Source organism: Streptomyces sp. NPDC006235 (genome assembly GCF_040613735.1).
Lineage (GTDB): Bacteria > Actinomycetota > Actinomycetes > Streptomycetales > Streptomycetaceae > Streptomyces.
Genome location: NZ_JBEXSR010000015.1, coordinates 104,201 through 121,066 on the forward strand (window position 1 = coordinate 104,201; position 16,866 = coordinate 121,066).

The following is a 16,866-nucleotide window of genomic DNA, read 5'->3' on the forward strand; positions in this document are numbered from 1 at the left end:
TCCCTCAGGCAGGTGATCCGCGTGGACAGTCAGACGGTCTCCCGGCACACGGCGACCCCGGACGCGCCCACCGCAGGCACGCTCAAGCCCAACGCCCTCGGCGTCCTGGGCATCCTCTTCTTCGTCCTGTCCGCCCAGGCACCGCTGACCGGCATCGCCGGCGCGGCCCCCATCGCCGTGGCGCTCGGCAACGGGCCCGGCGTGCCCGCCGCCTACCTGGTGGCGGGCCTGGTGATCCTGCTGTTCTCGGTGGGCTTCGTCGCCATGGGCCGCCACGTCGTGGACGCGGGCGCCTTCTACACCTACATCGGCAAGGGCCTCGGCCGGACCACCGGCACCGGCAGCGCGGGCCTCGCGCTCTTCGCGTACTGCACCATCCAGGCCGCCATGTACGGCCTCTACGGCTCCATCGTGAGCGGCCTGGTCGCGAGCCACACCGGCCTCGATCTGCCGTGGTGGGTCTGGACGCTGGCCACCATGGCCGCCGTGCAGGCGCTCGGGGCGGCCGGCGTCGAGATGGGCGCGAAGGTGCTGGCCGTCTTCGTCCTCGCGGAGTTCAGCATCCTGTCGGTCTTCGCCCTGGTCACCCTCGTCAAGGGCGGCGGACCCGAGGGACTCGGCCTCGCCGGCAGCTTCTCCCCGTCCGCCGCCCTGGACGGCGCGCCGGGCGTGGCCGTGATGTTCGCCGTGGCGTCCATGTTCGGTTTCGAGGCCACCGCCATCTACGGCGAGGAGGCCCGCGAGCCCAGGAAGACCGTGCCGAGGGCCACCTATCTCGCGGTCGTCGTGGTCACCGGCTTCTTCGCCCTGGTCTCCTGGATGCTCATCTCCTCCTACGGCGCGTCCAAGGCCACCGCGGCAGCGGGCAAGGCCCTGGCGAGCGGTGACGGGGCCGGCTTCGTGTTCGCGCCCATCGCGGCGGACTTCGGCGGCTGGGTCGGCGACGTGCTGCCGGTCCTGCTCGCCACGTCCCTCTTCGCCGGCATCCTCACCTTCCACAACTCGGCCAACCGTTACCTGTTCTCCCTCGGCCGCGACCGGCTGCTGCCGCGCCGGCTGTGCGGGCTGAACCGCCGGCACGCGCCCTGGGCGGCCGGATGCGTCCAGACGGTCCTGGCCGTGCTGCTGGTGACGCCCTTCGCGCTGGCGGGCAAGGACCCGGTGCTGACGCTGTTCTCCTGGTTCAGCGGGGTCGCCGTCCTGGCGATGATGCTGCTGTACCTGCTGACCTCGGTGTCCGTCGTCGTCTTCTTCCGCCGTGAGCGGCTCGACGCCCGCCCCTGGAACACACTGATCGCTCCCGCCCTGGGCGCGCTCGGCATCGCGGGGGCGATCTGGCTCATCCTGGCCAACTTCACCACGCTCATCGGCGGCGAACGCAGCACGGCCGTATGGCTCACGCTGTCCGTCCCGGTGGTCATGGCGCTGGGCGTCGTCACCGCACGGGTGCGGGGGACGGCCGTGGCCGCCGCCGACGGCTGACCGCGCTCGTCGTGGTCCGCGGACCGTCACACCCATATCGTTTGAGTTCAAAGGAGGTCCTTCATGCCGGCCGTCACCCACGACGAGTGGCTGCGCCGCGCCAAGGCGTTCCAGCCCTCCGGCACCCACCACATCGCCGGCGCCGACGAGCCCGGGAGCGGGGCGACGTTCCCGGTCGTGTCACCGCGTGACGGCCGGGTCCTCACCGAGGTCCCGGACGCGGGCACCGCCGAGGTGGACGCGGCCGTCGCCGCCGCCCGGCGGGCCTTCGACACCGGCCCGTGGCCGCGCCTGGCACCGGCCGAGCGCGGCCGGGCCCTGCTCCGCCTCGCCGGCCTGCTCGAAGAGCGGCGCGAGGAACTCGCCCTCACGGTCAGCCTGGAGATGGGCAAACCGATCACGGACGCCCACGACATCGAACTGCGCGCCGTCATCAGCACCTTCCGCTGGTACGGGCAGCTCGCCGACAAGCTCACCGACACCGCCCCGCACACCGCCCCGGACGCCCTCGCCCTGGTCACCCGGGAACCCGCCGGCGTGGTCGGGGCGGTCGTCCCCTGGAACTTCCCGCTGACCCTGGCCGGCTGGAAGATCGCCCCGGCACTGGCCGCCGGCTGCACGGTCGTCCTGAAACCCTCGGAGAACTCCCCGCTGTCCGCCGTGCTCCTGGGCCGCCTCGCCACCGAGGCCGGAATCCCGCCCGGCGTGCTCAACGTCGTCACCGGCGACGGCCCCACCGCGGGCCGGGCCCTCGGCCTCCACCCCGACGTCGACGTCCTGGCGTTCACCGGTTCCACCGCCGTCGGCCGCCACTTCCTGCGCTACGCCGCCGACTCCAACCTCAAGCGCGTCTGGCTGGAACTCGGCGGCAAGTCGCCCAACATCGTCCTGCCGGACGCTCCCGACCTGGACCGGGCCGCCGCCACGGCCGCCTGGGGCATCTTCTTCAACCAGGGCGAGATGTGCACGGCGCCTTCGCGGCTGCTCGTACACTCCTCGATCGCCGAGCGCGTCACCGAGGCCGTGGTCCGGCGGGCCCGGGAACTGAGGGTGGGGGACCCGCTCGACCCGGAGACGGAGATGGGCGCGCTGGCCGGCCGGGCACACCTGGACCGCGTACGGGACCACATCCGGCACGGCGTCGACGAGGGCGCCCGGCTGCGCTCCGGCGGCGAACGCCTGCTCGCCGAGACGGGCGGGACCTATCTGCAGCCGACCGTCTTCGACCGCGTGGACCCCGGCTCGCGCCTCTCCCGCGAGGAGATCTTCGGCCCCGTCCTGTCCGTGCTCGCCTTCGACGACCTCGACGAGGCGGTCCGCCTGGCCAACGCCACCGAGTGCGGCCTCGCCGCCGGCCTGTGGACCTCCGACCTGTCCACCGCCCACCGGGTCTCCCGCGCCCTGAAGGCCGGGACGGTCTGGGTCAACTGCTACGAGGAGGGCGACCTGACGGTGCCCTTCGGCGGCATGAAGCAGTCCGGCAACGGGCGCGACAAGTCCGTCCACGCGCTGGAGAAGTACACCGAGCTCAAGACCACGTGGATCCAGCTGTGAGGCCACTGATCGCGATCCCCGCCCGGTTCTCCGCGCGGACCTCCGCCCTCCGCCACGCCGCCGAGGTCAACGCCCGCGCCCTGATCGAGGCCGTCTGGCGGGCCGGCGGCGAACCCGCGAGCATCCACCCGGCGGACACCGGGACCGCCGCCCGGCTCGCCCGCTTCGACGGCGTCCTGCTCCCCGGCGGCGGTGACCTCGCCCCCTCCCGCTACGGCGCCACCGACACCCACGACACCGTCTACGACGTCGACACACTCCAGGACGCCTTCGACCTCGACATCGCCCGCCACGCGCTGGAGTCAGGCCTCCCCCTGCTCGCGGTCTGCCGCGGACTGCAGGTCGTCAACGTGGCCCTCGGCGGCACCCTGGAGCAGGACATGGGCGGCCCCGAGCGCGAGCACCGGCACCTCGTGCACCCCGTCACCCTGGAACCCGGCTCGGTCGTCGCCCGGTCCACCGGCGTCGAGAAGACCGACGCGTCCTGCTATCACCACCAGCGCGTCGACCGCCTGGGCGCGGGCCTGCGTGTCACGGCCCAGGCAGCGGACGGCACCGTTGAGGCCCTCGAACTCCCGGGTGCCCGGGGCTGGTTCACCGCCGTCCAGTGGCACCCCGAGGACACCGCCCACGAGGACTCCGCCCAGCAGGGCCTGTTCGACGCACTCGTACGGGCCGCGGCCCGATGAGGCGGCGTTGCGCATCAGGCCCGGGGCCGCCGACCGCTGCGCCGCGGCGCGGGCTCGGCGCCGCCCAGCAGGGACTGCCGCCGCTCCTCGCCCCGCTCCTCGACCTGGAGCACCACACTCCGCAGCCCTTCGGCGAGACTGCGGCACTCCGCGTCGCTGAGCCGGGCCGTCACGAACGCCTCCTCCTCGTTGAACGCCGGAAAGACCCGCTGCATGAACGCGTCGCCCTCCTCGGTGAGGCTCAGCAGCACCAGCCGCCCGTCGCTCGGATGGTCCGTCCGCCGCAACAGCCCCCGCGACTCCAGCGTGCGCGCCACGCCCGTCAGCGTGCCCTTGGAGATCCCCGCCTCCTCCGCCACGTGCCGGGTCTCCGACTCGCCCCACACCCAGACCACCCACAGCACCACGAAGGCCGTCCAGGTCAGGTCCGAACCGCGCAGCACCGAGTTCTCCAGATGCTGCCGCACGGCGGACGCGGCCCGGTAGATGTTCGCCACCGCCGCCATCTGCTCCCGGCGGATCGGAACACCGCCGAGCTTCGCCGCCGCGAGCTTCTCGGCCTCGGTGATGGATCGGTGGCCCGGCACGGGCGGCTCCTTCGTCTGGTCGCGAGGCGTCACACCCGGGCGGCGCATCCTCGCCGTCCGGTCGTTCGGACTCAAATTGTACGGAGACGAAAGGGAAACCCGACATGCCCACTGCCCGCATGCTCCTCGTCCTCAGCGAGAACTGGACGCTGACCGGCGGCCGGGCCGACCTGTCCGCCGCCGTCCGCTGGGCCCGCGAGGCCGAGGACGCCGGCTTTGACGCCGTCATGGTCAGCGAGCACATCGTCCTCGGCCCCGATGCGGCGGCCGCCGGCATCATGGGCAACCCGCGCGACTACGCCCTCCCGGGCAACCAGGACCCGCACACCCCCTGGCCCAACTCCCTGCTGCTGCTCGCCGCCATCGCCTCCGTCACCTCCCGGCTGCGCCTGGCCGCCGCGGCCGTCCTCGCCCCGCTGCGCCACCCTCTGCTGCTCGCCCGGGAGCTCGGCACCCTCGACCTCCTCAGCCAGGGGCGCCTCGTCGTGCAGCCCACGGTCAGCTGGAGCAAGGACGAGTACGACGCCCTCGGCGTGCCCTTCGCCCGGCGCGGTCGGCTCCTCGACGAGCACCTGGAGATCTGGGCCAAGGCCTGGGGCCCGTCGCCGTTCTCCCACGACGGACCGCACTACCCCTTCCAGGACGTCTACTTCGAGCCCAGGGCCCACCACCCGGACGGCCCCCGGCTCTGGTTCGGCGGACAGCGGCTGCACGGTCCCGTCCTGCGCCGCCTCGTGCGGTACGGCCACGGCTTCCACCCGCTCGGCCGGCCCACAGCCGAGGACCTCCAAGCCCTCAAGGAGGCGATGACCGCTGCCGGGCGGGACGTCGCCGACCTGGAGATGATCGGCGGCACCCGGGCGGTCTTCCCCGACGACCGCTCACCGGCCGACCTCGGTGCCGCGCTCTCCGTCATCCCCGAGCAACTGGAGCAGGGCTTCACCACGTTCTGCGTCAAGCCGAACCAGTTCATCGACGACCCGGACGGGGTGGGGGAGTTCTGCCGGGACGTCATGCGGCGCGTGGCGTCCCTGACGTCCTGACCGCCACGGCCCGGATCACCGCTCGACGAACCGCCCGAGGTGATCCGGGTCCGGCCGCAGCAGCCCGTCCCGGACTGCGAGCGCGGTCGCCTGCGCACGGGAGGCGCATCCGGTCTTGCGCAGCAGGTGCTCGACATGGCTGTGCACGGTCCGCGGGGACAGGAACAGCGCCTGCGCGATGGCCTGGTTGGTCTGCCCCGTGGCCGCCCGGGTGAGCACGTCCAGCTCCCGGGGGCTCAGCCCGTACGGCAGTTCCGTGGGCGTCTCGTGCACCAGCACCGCCTCGGACGCGAGGCCGGGTCCGGCCGGGTGCCGGTGCAGTACGACCCGCTGCCAGCCGCCGCCGGCCGGCCACAGCAGGCGCAGCCGCCGGCCGCCCGTGCCGGTGAAGGCGTCGAGCAGCGCGCGGAACCCGTCTGCCTCCCGCAGCACCCGCGGCCGGTCCCGGTCCGGCAGGTCGATCACCCCGCCGTCGCCGGTGACCAGGCTCGCCGCGTCCTCCGCCGCCAGGCCGTGCAGGTCACCGGCGTGGGCCAGCGGGTCGGCGAGCGCGGCCAAGGCGGGCATCACGGAGGCGAGGAGCCGGCGGGCGTCGGTGTCGTAGGCGTCCGCACTCTCGGTGGAGAGGTGGACCAGGCCCACCAGCCGGCCCCGGTGCCGCAGCGCGCCCGTGACGCCGTCCCGGAAGCCGGCCGGGCGGACCCGCTCGGCGTAGAACCAGCCGTGCCGGAAGCGCGGCCCGGCGTCGGCGGTGTCCTCCGCGTCCTCCGAGATGGACGGCGGCAGCTCCCGCCGCACGACGTTGCGGTACCACGGGGTCGCGACGAACTCCCCGGCCAGGGCCTGTGAGGCCGTGGCGGTGTAGCCGATGCTCGCGACCTGGACGTGGGAGCCGGTCAGCGGGTCGATCGTGAGCAGGGTCGCCGCGTCCAGCGGCAGGGCGCGGGCGAGTTCGCGCAGGGCCTGCGCGGAAGCCGACGCGGTGTCGCGCTCGCGGGTGAGCATGCCGATGCGTGCTGCTGCCGCGATCTGGTGGTGACTGGGCATGGCGAGCCTCCGGGCGGCCCGGGCGCAATGTCGTTTGGGGTCTAACGATAGGGGTCCGGTCCGGGTCCGGCAAGGTGTTCACCCTCTTGTCGGGTGAGGGGCCCATGATCCGCCGCCTGTCGTGCGCAGTCGGTATTTCTACGGATGGTGCGGCGGTCCCGGTGGGTCTTTCCTGTTCGGCACACCCGGACGCCCGCTCCAGCCGGGCCCGCCCCTCGGAGAGCCCCCGCCATGACCCCACCCCCGCCCACAGCCTCACGCCGACACTTCCTCGCCCTCTCCGCCGCCACCGCCCTGGCGGCCGCCGGATGCTCGGCGCCACAGAACACGGCCGCGTCGGCCAAGCCGTCGCCCTCCGGCGGCACGCGCCTGACGAAGATCGGACTCGACTATCCCTTCACCCAGCTCCCGCTCTACTCCACACTGGTGAAGCTCTCCACCGCCCAGGCCAAGCGGCACGGCATCTCACTCCTGACGACCAGCGACAACGCCAGTGCCGACACGCAGGCGAGCAACCTCACCACCTGGGTCGCCCGCGAGGTCCCGGCGATCGTGTCCTTCCCGATGGTCTTCGAGGCCGCCGAGCCCGTCGCCAAGGCGGCCCTGGACGCGGGACTGATCTGGGTCACCTACGGCGGTTCCCTGCACCACCAGAGCGCCGACATCCAGTTCAGCTTCCGCAAGGGCGGCACCGTGCTCGGCGAGGCCGCGGCGAAGTGGGCCGAGGAGCACCTCGGCGGCAAGGGCAAGATCGCCTTCCTCACCGACAGCACCATCGAGCTGGGCCGCGAACGCACCAAGGGCATGATCGACGCCTTCACCAGGCTGGCACCCGGCGTCGACGTGGTGGCGCGGGAACAGGCCATCGACCCCGACACGGGCCTGTCGAAGACGAAGGCGATCCTCGCCAAGCACCCCGACCTCAACCTCGTCCTCGGCGTCACGGACGCCGCCGCGTACGGTGGCTTCAAGGCCCTCCAGCAGGCGGGCCGCGCCGCCGACGACGCCAGGACCTTCGTCGGCGGCCAGGACGGCTCCGCGCCCTCCCTCCTCGCCGTCAAGCAGGGCACCTTCTACCGGGCCTCCGCCGCGCTGGCCCCGAAGGACATCGCCGCCGCCATCGTCGACGTGCCGCGCGCCGTCGCCGCGGGCCAGGCGAACCCCAGCGTCGAGGTGCCGGTCGCGCTCGTCCAGCACGCCGACACCGCCGAGATCGACGCCCTGCTCGCGCAGAACGCCTGAGGTCCGCCGTCATGACGACCACGAACCTCCGCATCAGCGGCCTGACCAAGTCCTTCGGCGGCGTCCGGGCCCTGGACGGCGTGGACCTCACCGTGCCCGCCGGGCAGGTGCACGCCCTGCTGGGCCACAACGGCGCCGGCAAGTCCACCCTCATCAAGTGCCTGGGCGGCGCCTATCCGCCCGACGCCGGCACGATCGAGGTGGGCGGCGCGTCGTACACGCGCCTCACTCCACGCGAGTCGATCGCGGCCGGCGTGGCGATCATCTTCCAGACGCTGAGCGTGGTCGACGCTCTGACCGTGGCGGAGAACATCTTCCTCGGCCAGGAGTGGACCCGGTACGGCCGCGTCGACCGGCGCGCCCAGGAGGAGGTCGCCGCCGGGCTGCTTCAGCGGGTCGCGGCCCGGTGTTCCCCGCGCGACCGGGTGGGCGATCTGCCCATGGGCCAGCGGCAGTTGGTCGAGATCGCCAAGGCACTCAGCCGCAGCGCCGCCGTCCTGGTCCTCGACGAGCCGACCGCGGCCCTGTCCGGTGCGGAGACCGACGCCCTGGCCGAACGCGTCGAGGATCTCCGCGCGCAGGGCCTCGCCATCGTCTACGTCACCCACCTGCTGTCGGAGGTGGAACGGCTCGCGGACGCGGTGACCGTACTGCGCGACGGCCGGGTGACCCACCAGGCCACGGTGGCGGGACAGACCCGGCGTGATCTGGTCGAGGCGATCGCGGGCAGGCCGACGGAGGCCGTGCGGGGGCCTCGGCGCGCTGCGGAGGTGGAGGCGACCGAGCCGCAGCGCACGCCGACCCGGCCCCGGCTGGTCGTCGAAGCCCTGCGCGGCCCCGGCTTCGGCCCCGTCGGTGTCACCGTCGCCGAGGGCGAACGTGTCGGCCTGTTCGGGCTCATCGGCTCCGGCCGCACCCGCATCCTGGAGACGCTCTACGGCAGACGCCGTGCCACCGCCGGAACCATCCGCGTCGGCGAACGCACCGTCAGCCCGGCCCGGCCCGCCGACGCGCTCGGCGCCGGAATCGCGCTGGTACCGGCGGACCGGCGTGCACAGGGCCTGTTCCCGTCGCTGTCCGCGCAGGACAACGCGCTGCTGCCGGCCGTGCGGACCCTGGCCCGGTGCCACGTACGGGCGTTGCGCACCGAACGGCGGGTGTTCGACGGGCTGGCCACGGCGATCGGGCTGCGCCCGGCCCGGCCCGGGCTGCCGGCGAGCGCGTTCTCCGGCGGCAACCAGCAGAAGCTCGTCCTGGGCCGGTGGATCAACGGCGCCCGGCACGTGGACGTGCTGCTTCTGGACGAGCCGACCCAGGGCGTCGACGTGGGGGCCCGTCAGGAGATCTACCGGGTGGTGTCCGGGCTCGCCGCCGAGCGCGGCACCGCCGTGCTGTTCGCCTCCAGCGACCCGGAGGAGATCGTGGCGCTCGCCGACCGCTGCCTGATCGTCGCCCGGGGACGGATCGTCGGCGAACTCTCCGGCGCCGGACTCACCGAACAGGCCCTGCTCTCGGCGGTCCACGACGCCGACCCCGACCCCCTGCCCGCCGAAGGAGCAGCATGACCACCGCCGACCGCGTCCTCACCCGCCCGCACCTGCTTGCCACGGGCGGGCTGACCACCGTGCGCCGCAACCCGCTCTTCGTCGTCCTCGTCGTGATGGTGCTGGTCTTCCAGCTGACCACGGGCAGCTTCCTCGACCCCGCCAACCTCGGCGGCATCGCCACCGACGCCGCCACCCTCGCCATCGTCGCCGTCCCGCTGGCCCTGCTCGTCATCAGCGGGTACCTCGACCTGTCGGTCGGCTCGACGCTCGCCCTCGGCGGCCTTGTCGCGGGCTGGCTGGCCGGGCAGCACCACCAGTCGCCCGCCGTGGCCCTGCTCGGGGCGCTCGCCGCCGGGGCGGTGGTCGGCGCCGTGAACGGTGTTCTGTGCTGCTACTTCGGCCTGTCCGCGTTCATCGTCACGCTCGGCATGCTGACCGCCGTACGCGGTCTGGCGCAGCAGTTGTTCCCGCTGCCGCTGAGCGGCTTCGGCTCCGGGTTCGCCTGGATCGGCGGGGCGCGGATCGCCGGGATCGCGGCGCCGGTCGTCATCGCGGCGCTGGTCCTGGCGGCGGGCGCGCTGTTCCTCGCGGTGACCCCGGCCGGACGGCACGTCTTCGCCATCGGCGTCAACCGGGAGGCCGCCCACCTCTCCGGCATCCAGGTCCGCCGCACCCCCTTCGGGCTGTTCGTCGTCACCGGCGTGGCCGCCGCGCTGGCCGGTGCCGTCAAGGCGTCGGTCCTGGACAGCGTGGTGGCCGGGACCTCGGGAGCCGGTTTCGAGCTGGCCGTGCTCACCGCCGTGCTGGTCGGCGGAGTCGCCCTGACCGGTGGCTCCGGCTCGATCCTCGGCGTCCTGCTCGGCGTGCTGTTCCTCGGCGGCCTGCAGAACGGCCTGACCCTGCTGAACGTGCCGACGTTCTGGCAGCAGATGGCCCAGGGCGTCGCGCTGGTGGCCGGCGCGGCTCTGGCGTACTTCGCACCCCGCACGGGGCGCTGATCCCCCTCCCCCTGAGAGAAGAGAGAGGTCACCGTGAGCGACACCGCTCCCACCCTCGTCCTGACCGGCGGCCAGGTCCTCACCGTCGACGCCGGCTTCACCGTCGCCGAAGGCGTCGCCGTACGCGGCCGGGACATCCTGGCCGTCGGCAGCGACGCGCAGATGCGCGCCCTGGCCGGGCCCGGCACCCGGATCGTCGAACTGGGCGGCCGGACCGTGCTGCCCGGCATCAACGACTCGCATCTGCACGGAGCCGCCTACGGGATGACGAAACCGCCGTTCGCCATCGACGTCGGCCATCCGGCGGTGGGGTCCATCGCCGACATCGCCGCGGCCGTGGCACGGGCGGCACGGGACGCCCCGGACGGAGCGTGGATCGTCGGTCTGGGCTGGGACCCCGGTTACCTCGCCGAGTGCCTGGCCGACCCGGGCCGCTTCCCGCACCGCCGGGACCTGGACGCGGTGGCGCCGGGCCACCCGGTCTGCCTGACCGACTTCTCCTCGCACATGGTGTGGGCCAACTCCGAGGCGCTGCGCCGCTGCGGCATCGACGCGGACACCACGCCCCCGCCCGGCGGCGTCATCGACCACGACCCCGACGGCCGGCCGACCGGCATCCTGCGCGAGGCCGCCGGGCGACTCGTCCAGGCCGCCCTGCCCGCCCCCACCCCCGCCCAGCGCCGCCAGGCCATCCAGAACGTGATCCGCGAACTGCACGCGCGAGGCATCACCAGCTACACCGAGCCCGGCCTCGGCCCCGGCGGCTCCGGCACCCTCTTCGGCGGCCTGAGCACCGACAACTGGACCGCGTACGCGGACCTCGCGGCGAGCGGCGAACTCCGGGCACGCGTCAGCGTCCTGCTGCTGCCCGCCCCCATGGGCGGCTCCGCCGCCGACGTCCGCGAGGGCCTGGCCGAACTGCGCCGTCCCGAGTCCGCCGACCCCCGGCTGCTGCGGGCCATCGGCGTCAAGATCTTCGGCGACGGCGTGCCGCCCAACCGCACGGCCTGGATGAACGAGCCCTACCCGCAGGGCGGTCACGGCGCCCTGTGCGTCCACGGCGACACCCCGGCGCTCCAGGCCGACGAACTGCGCGAGATGATCCGGATCGCCCACGAGGCCGGGTTCCAGCTCGGCGTGCACGTCACCGGCGACCGCGCCATCGACACGGTGGTGGACGCCTTCGTCGCCGCGAACACGGCCGCGCCCCGCCCCGACGCCCGGCACTACGTCATCCACGGCGACTTCATCAGCCCCGGCAGCCTGGTGAAGCTCGCCGCGCACGGTTACGGCGTCAACATGAACCCCGCCATCAAGTGGACCATCTCCGACCTGATGGACGAGGTCGTGGGCCCCGAACGCTCCGCCTACCAGTGGCCGGTGCGCTCCGCGCTCGGCGCCGGAGTACGGGTCTGCGCCAGCTCCGACGCGCCGATCACCGAGCCCGACTGGCGCCAGGGCGTGGCCTCGATGATGCTCCGCGAGTCCAAGGCCAGCGGACGCCCCAGCGGCCCCGAACAGTGCGTGCCGCTCGCCGACGCCCTGCGCGCCTACACGGCCACCCCGGCCTGGCAGGACTTCGCCGACGACTGGAAGGGCACCGTCGAACCGGGCAGGGCCGCCGACCTGTGCGTCCTGGACCGACCGTTGCTGGGCCTCGACCCGCACGACATCACCGAGGTCCAGGTGGATCTCACGGTGTTCGACGGGCAGGTGGTCTTCGAACGCTGAGCCGGATCGGGCCGAGGAGCGACCACCGCGTCATGCCGCCCCCACCGCCGTCCGCCGCGATCCCCACCGCCGCGTGCGGTGGCTCCCGATCACCCGGCACACCGCGTAGATGCCGAACGAGATCGTCGTGACGTACGGGCTGATCGGAATGCTGCTGCCCAGCGCGAGCAGGATGCCGCCCTCGATCGAGGCCACGGCGAACAGCACACTCAGCACGGGCAGCAGCACCGGCGACGCGGTGACCCGGGCGGCGGCCGCGGCCGGGGTGACGACCAGCGTGAGCACCAGCAGCGCCCCGACGACCTGCACCGACAGGGCGACCGCGAGGCCGAGCACCAGCATGAACGCGAACGACAGCGTGCGCACCGGCACCCCGCGTGCCTCCGCGACGTCCGGGTCGGTGCTGGCGAAGGCGAGCGGCCGCCACATGACCGCCAGGGCGATCAGCACCAGCACGGACGTGCCGAGCAGCCACGACATCTGCGGGGTGTCCACGGCCACGATCTGACCGGTGAGCAGCCCGAACTTGTTGGCCGCCCGGCCCTTGTAGAGGGCGAGGAACAGCACTCCGAGACCCAGTCCGAACGGCATGATGATGCCGATCACCGAGTTGCGGTCCCGGGCCCGTGTCCCCAGCACCCCGATGGCACCGGCCGCGAGGAGCGAACCGGCGATCGAGCCGGCCACGATGTTCGCGCCGAGCAGCAGCGCGGCCGACGCGCCCGCGAAGGACAGCTCGCTGATGCCGTGCACCGCGAACGGCAGGTCACGCATCAGGACGAAGACCCCGGCCAGCCCGCCCACGAGCCCCAGTGCCACGCCCGCGATGAGCGAGTTGCGGACCAGGCCCAGGAGTTCGCCGTAGTCCGTGAAGTCGAAGATCTGGTGCCAGACCCCGTCGGCGAGCGTCATGCGCGCACTCCGTCCGTCTCGTGCACCGGCCCGGGGTGGTGCGGCGGCGCGGCCGGCTCGTCGGGGGCCCCGGCGACGACGACCCGCCCCCGCACGCGCACCACGTCGACCTGCGTGCCGTAGAGCCGGGACAGCGACTCGGAGGTCAGCACCTCGTCCGGGGTGCCGACGCGGTGGCCGCCGGGGGCCAGGTACAGCACCCGGTCGACCATGCCCAGCACCGGGTTGATCTCGTGCGTCACGAAGACCACTGCCGTGCCGTGGGCGCGGCGCCGGGCGTCGATCAGCCCGGTGACGGCCCGCTGGTGGTGCAGGTCGAGCGACAGCAGGGGCTCGTCGCACAGCAGGACGCGCGGATCGGTCGCCAGGGCCTGGCCGATGCGCACGCGTTGGCGTTCGCCGCCGGACAGCATGCCGAGCGGGACGTCGGCGTAGGACGCGGCCCCCACCGACTCGAGGATCTCGTCCACCCGGCGGCGGACCGGACCGGTGCGCAGGCGCGGCCCGAAGCGGTGGCCGTCGATGCCGAACCGTACGAGGTCCCGGGCGCGCAGCATGGCCTGCGCGGACAACGCCGCCTGCTGCGGGACGTAGCCGATGTGCCGGGCGGCGTCGCGAGCGGGCCGGCCGAGGACGGTCAGCGTTCCGGCGGACAGCGGCCGACGGCCCAGCAGGGCCCGTACGAAACTGGTCTTGCCCGCTCCGTTCGGCCCCAGCACGGCCAGGAACTCCCCGGGCCGTACGTCGAGGTCGAGGCCGCTCCACACCGTGCGGTCGCCGTAGGACAGGGCCGCGCCGCGCAGACTGACGACGGGAGTGCCGTCCTGCCCGGACACGGGGGTCACTTGGCCAGCGCGCTCGCGAGCGCGTCCACGTTGGCGGTCATCCAGCCGAGGTAGTCCTTGCCCTTCGGCAGGGTCTCGGTCACGGGCACGACGGGGATGCCGGCCGCCTCGGCCGCCGCCTCGGACTTCTCCGTCTGCGGGCCGGACGTCTGCTCGTTGTAGACGAGCACCTTGACCTTCCCCCCACTGAACAGCGCCAGGCTCTCCTGCAGGATCCGCGGGGCGACGTCGTCGCCTTCCTCGATCGCCTCGCTGAACGCCGCCGGCGTCTTGTCGACCAGCCCGCTCGCCTCGGTCATGTACAGCGGCACGGGTTCGGTGATGGCCACGCCCTCACCGCCGTGCTCCTTCTTGATCCGGGCCTCCTCGCCCTCCAGCGGGGCGAGTTTCGCCTTGAAAGCGGTGGCGTTCTTCTCGAAGACGGCCGCGTCGGCGGGGTCGGCCTTGGTGAGGGCCGCGGATATGCGGTCGGCGACGCGGGCGACGGTGGGGAAGTCGTACCAGACGTGCTCGTTCAGCTCGCCGCCCTTCGGCGCGGTCTTGCCGGACACCCGCACGGCGTTGATCACCTGGGCGGAGTCGTTGTGGCCGCTCTTGAGCATGCGGTCGACGAAGTCGTCGTAGCCGCCGCCGTTCTCGACGACGACCTTCGCCTTGGACAGGGCCAGCTGGTTCTGGGTGTCGGCCTCGTAGGAGTGGGGGTCCTGGTCCGGGTCGCTGATGACCGAGGTGACGTCGACCTTGTCGGCGCCGATGTGGCGCACGATGTCGCCGTAGACGTTCGTGGAGGCGACTACGGACACCTTGGCCGAGGCGCTCTTGCCGTCGGCGGAGCCCGACGAGCTGCCGCAGCCCGCGAGAAGGGCCAGTGACGCACTGGTCAGCAGCGCCAGGCGGCGGGACGTGGACAGGGGCATGGCTCCTCCATGACGGACGTGCAGAGGGGGTGCCGGGGCGTTCGGCAGGCGCCACGCTAGATGGGAATGAATGTCAAGAGCGGGTTCTGGTCGAAGTCATGTGAAAACCATTGCCAGTTGTTGGGGAACGTCTGGACTGGTGGTCCAGCGATTGGATCTGTAGTCTAGATCCATGCGAGAGACCCTGACCGCGGAACGGGACGCGATCCTCGCCGCGCTGAAACCTGTCGTCGACGGGATCGCCGCGACCTTCGGACCGCTCTGCGAAGTCGTGCTGCACGACTACCGGAACCCGGAGAAGTCGGTCGTCGCCGTGGCCGGATCGGTGACCGGGCGGACGGTGGGCGGCGCGATGAGCGAGATCGGCATGCGCGTCCTCTCCCGCGGGGACGAGGCGGCCGACGAACTGAACTACGTCACCCGCACCCGCAGCGGGACGCTGGTGAAGTCCTCCACGATGGTCCTGCGGGACTCCACGGGAGCCGTCTTCGGCGCGCTCTGCGTCAACGTGGACATCAGCGCCGTCAGTCAGGTCCACGACCTGCTCGGCGCCCTCGCCGGACTCGGCGCGGCCCCCGCGGAGCTGCCGACCACCACCTTCGGCAACGACATCGACTCCGTCGTCGACGCCCTCGTCGACGCCCACCAGTCGAAACAGCGGGGCAGCTGGGCGGAGCTCGACCGCGCCGAGCGCCTGGAGCTGTTCGGCGGGCTCGACACACGCGGGGTCTTCGCCGTGCGCGGCGCGGTCGAGCAGGTCGCCGCCCGGCTCGGCATCTCCCGCGCCTCCGCCTACAACTACCTCTCCCAGGCCCGGGCCGCCCGCAGTGCGGCGTCCGGCACATCCGCTGGAGGATCCGCGTGACGACCACCACCCCACCGGTCACCCTCGACGACGTGCGGGACGCCGCCTCCCGGCTCCGGGGCGTCGCCCACCGCACGCCCGTCCTGCGCTCCCGCACCCTGGACGCACTCGCCGGCGCCGAGATCCACCTCAAGTGCGAGAACTTCCAGCGCGCCGGCGCCTTCAAGTTCCGCGGCGCCTACAACGCCGCCTCCCGCCTCACCCCCGACCAGCTCTCCCGGGGCATCGCCTCCTACTCCTCCGGCAACCACGCCCAGGCCGTCGCCCTGGCCGCCCGCGAACTCGGCACCACCGCCGTGATCGTCATGCCGGAGGACGCCCCGCCGTCGAAGCGGGCGGCCACCGCCGGCTACGGCGCCGAGATCGTCACCTACGACCGCTACACCGGCGACCGCGTCGCCGTCGCCGAGGCCCTGGCCGCCGAGCGGGGCCTCGCCGTCATCCCGCCGTACGAGCATCCGCACATCATGGCCGGACAGGGCACGGCCGCACTGGAACTCCTGGATGAAGTGGGGGAGTTGGGGACGCTGCTGACACCGGTCGGCGGCGGCGGGCTGATGGCCGGCAGTGCCACGGTGGCCAAGGGTCTGCACCCGGACATCCGCATGATCGGCGTCGAACCGGAGGCCGGGGACGACACCAAGCGCTCGCTGGAGGCGGGCCGGCGCATCAGCATCCCGGTGCCGCACACCATCGCCGACGGACAGGCCCTGCACACACCCGGCGAACTCACCTTCTCCGTCAACCGGCGGCTCGTCGACGACATCGTCCTGGTCACCGACGACGAGATCCGGGAGGCGATGCGATTCGCATTCGAACGCCTGAAGATCGTCATCGAGCCGAGCGGTGCCACCCCGCTGGCCGCCCTGCTCACCGGCCGCGCGGGCCCTCTCCCGCGCCGTGTCGGCGTCATCCTGTCCGGCGGCAACATCGACGCCGAGCGCTTCGCCCGGCTCTGCGGCACCGGCACCCGCTGAATGGCGCGGCCCGCTCCATGGGCGGACGATGGAAGCACAGCCCTCACGGAGGAGGAGCGTCATGCTTGAGGTGAAGACGATCGACAAGCCGGACGAGCGGCGCGACTACCCCCGAGGCCATCTGGAAGCCGTCCACATGACGGGTCTGGACTTCGCCGTGGCCACGTTCGAACCAGGCTGGCGCTGGTCCGAGTCCGTGGCTCCGATCGCCGGGACCGACAGCTGCCAGATCCACCACAACGGCTACGTCGTCTCGGGCCGTATGCGCATCCGCATGAACGACGGAGCGGAAGGCGAAGTGGGACCCGGCGACGTGTTCGTCTGCCCGCCCGGCCACGACGCCTGGGTCGTCGGCGACGAGCAGTGCGTGGTCTACGACTTCGCGGGCAGCATGGCCAAGGAGTACGCCAAGAAGGACTAGCCCCACCGC

16 protein-coding genes are annotated in these 16,866 nt (G+C 72.9%); 11 read left to right on the forward strand and 5 right to left on the reverse strand.

Translation table 11 applies throughout. From position 1 onward, the window contains the following. The first annotated feature begins 21 nt into the window (after positions 1-21). The 3 genes from ABZ192_RS19705 (at position 22) to ABZ192_RS19715 (ending at position 3,725) form a co-directional block, all read left to right on the forward strand. Entirely contained in the window at positions 22-1,482 is a 1,461-nt protein-coding gene (locus tag ABZ192_RS19705) for an APC family permease (RefSeq protein ID WP_356925726.1), read from the forward strand. 63 nt (positions 1,483-1,545) lie between these two features. Then, entirely contained in the window at positions 1,546-3,036 is a 1,491-nt protein-coding gene (locus tag ABZ192_RS19710) for an aldehyde dehydrogenase (RefSeq protein WP_356925727.1), read from the forward strand. Further along, positions 3,033-3,725 (forward strand): gamma-glutamyl-gamma-aminobutyrate hydrolase family protein, encoded by a 693-nt coding sequence (locus tag ABZ192_RS19715; protein ID WP_356925728.1) that lies wholly within the window; start codon positions 3,033-3,035, stop codon positions 3,723-3,725. Before ABZ192_RS19710 ends, ABZ192_RS19715 begins: the two co-directional genes overlap by 4 nt. A gap of 14 nt (positions 3,726-3,739) precedes the next feature. Here the strand turns inward: ABZ192_RS19715 and ABZ192_RS19720 are convergent, their stop codons facing one another. Continuing rightward, positions 3,740-4,312 carry a MarR family transcriptional regulator gene (locus ABZ192_RS19720; protein ID WP_356925729.1) on the reverse strand — a complete coding sequence of 191 codons (573 nt, stop codon included), beginning with the start codon at positions 4,310-4,312 and terminating at the stop codon, positions 3,740-3,742. A gap of 104 nt (positions 4,313-4,416) precedes the next feature. On the opposite strand from ABZ192_RS19720, the gene ABZ192_RS19725 reads away from it, so the two are divergent. Next, complete coding sequence (locus tag ABZ192_RS19725) at positions 4,417-5,355, forward strand: TIGR03619 family F420-dependent LLM class oxidoreductase (RefSeq protein WP_356925730.1); 939 nt, start codon at positions 4,417-4,419, stop codon at positions 5,353-5,355. Positions 5,356-5,370: 15 nt separating this feature from the next. On the opposite strand, the gene ABZ192_RS19730 is transcribed toward ABZ192_RS19725, so the two are convergent. Continuing rightward, the gene (locus ABZ192_RS19730) at positions 5,371-6,402 is read right to left on the reverse strand and encodes a LuxR C-terminal-related transcriptional regulator (RefSeq protein WP_356925731.1); all 1,032 of its coding nucleotides are present in this window, start codon (positions 6,400-6,402) and stop codon (positions 5,371-5,373) included. A gap of 231 nt (positions 6,403-6,633) precedes the next feature. Between ABZ192_RS19730 and ABZ192_RS19735 the strand changes: the two genes are divergently transcribed. The 4 genes from ABZ192_RS19735 to ABZ192_RS19750 are packed head-to-tail and all read left to right on the forward strand — an operon-like array spanning position 6,634 to position 11,920. Further along, positions 6,634-7,644 (forward strand): sugar ABC transporter substrate-binding protein, encoded by a 1,011-nt coding sequence (locus ABZ192_RS19735; protein WP_356925732.1) that lies wholly within the window; start codon positions 6,634-6,636, stop codon positions 7,642-7,644. An 11-nt stretch (positions 7,645-7,655) separates the two neighbouring features. After that, the gene (locus ABZ192_RS19740) at positions 7,656-9,209 is read left to right on the forward strand and encodes a sugar ABC transporter ATP-binding protein (RefSeq protein WP_356925733.1); all 1,554 of its coding nucleotides are present in this window, start codon (positions 7,656-7,658) and stop codon (positions 9,207-9,209) included. Then, complete coding sequence (locus tag ABZ192_RS19745) at positions 9,206-10,189, forward strand: ABC transporter permease (RefSeq protein WP_356925734.1); 984 nt, start codon at positions 9,206-9,208, stop codon at positions 10,187-10,189. Before ABZ192_RS19740 ends, ABZ192_RS19745 begins: the two co-directional genes overlap by 4 nt. Before the next feature lie 33 nt (positions 10,190-10,222). Continuing rightward, positions 10,223-11,920 carry an amidohydrolase gene (locus ABZ192_RS19750; protein WP_356925735.1) on the forward strand — a complete coding sequence of 566 codons (1,698 nt, stop codon included), beginning with the start codon at positions 10,223-10,225 and terminating at the stop codon, positions 11,918-11,920. Positions 11,921-11,950: 30 nt separating this feature from the next. Here ABZ192_RS19750 and ABZ192_RS19755 read toward each other — a convergent pair whose 3' ends face one another. From ABZ192_RS19755 to ABZ192_RS19765, 3 genes are read right to left on the reverse strand one after another with little or no spacing between them, the layout of a single operon-like run. Continuing rightward, the gene (locus ABZ192_RS19755) at positions 11,951-12,832 is read right to left on the reverse strand and encodes a metal ABC transporter permease (protein WP_356925736.1); all 882 of its coding nucleotides are present in this window, start codon (positions 12,830-12,832) and stop codon (positions 11,951-11,953) included. After that, positions 12,829-13,677, reverse strand: a complete 849-nt coding sequence (locus tag ABZ192_RS19760; protein ID WP_356925737.1) for an ATP-binding cassette domain-containing protein — start codon at positions 13,675-13,677, stop codon at positions 12,829-12,831. The genes ABZ192_RS19755 and ABZ192_RS19760 overlap by 4 nt, the downstream gene beginning before the upstream one ends. After that, complete coding sequence (locus ABZ192_RS19765) at positions 13,674-14,594, reverse strand: zinc ABC transporter substrate-binding protein (RefSeq protein WP_356925738.1); 921 nt, start codon at positions 14,592-14,594, stop codon at positions 13,674-13,676. The genes ABZ192_RS19760 and ABZ192_RS19765 overlap by 4 nt, the downstream gene beginning before the upstream one ends. Before the next feature lie 172 nt (positions 14,595-14,766). Here ABZ192_RS19765 and ABZ192_RS19770 point away from each other — a divergent pair, with 172 nt between their 5' ends. The 3 genes from ABZ192_RS19770 to ABZ192_RS19780 all read left to right on the forward strand — a co-directional run bounded on the left by ABZ192_RS19770 (position 14,767) and on the right by ABZ192_RS19780 (position 16,857). Then, complete coding sequence (locus tag ABZ192_RS19770; RefSeq protein ID WP_356925739.1) at positions 14,767-15,459, forward strand: PAS domain-containing protein; 693 nt, start codon at positions 14,767-14,769, stop codon at positions 15,457-15,459. Then, complete coding sequence (locus ABZ192_RS19775; RefSeq protein ID WP_356925740.1) at positions 15,456-16,436, forward strand: pyridoxal-phosphate dependent enzyme; 981 nt, start codon at positions 15,456-15,458, stop codon at positions 16,434-16,436. The genes ABZ192_RS19770 and ABZ192_RS19775 overlap by 4 nt, the downstream gene beginning before the upstream one ends. A 61-nt stretch (positions 16,437-16,497) precedes the next feature. Continuing rightward, the gene (locus ABZ192_RS19780; RefSeq protein ID WP_356925741.1) at positions 16,498-16,857 is read left to right on the forward strand and encodes a cupin domain-containing protein; all 360 of its coding nucleotides are present in this window, start codon (positions 16,498-16,500) and stop codon (positions 16,855-16,857) included. Positions 16,858-16,866 lie beyond the last annotated feature (9 nt).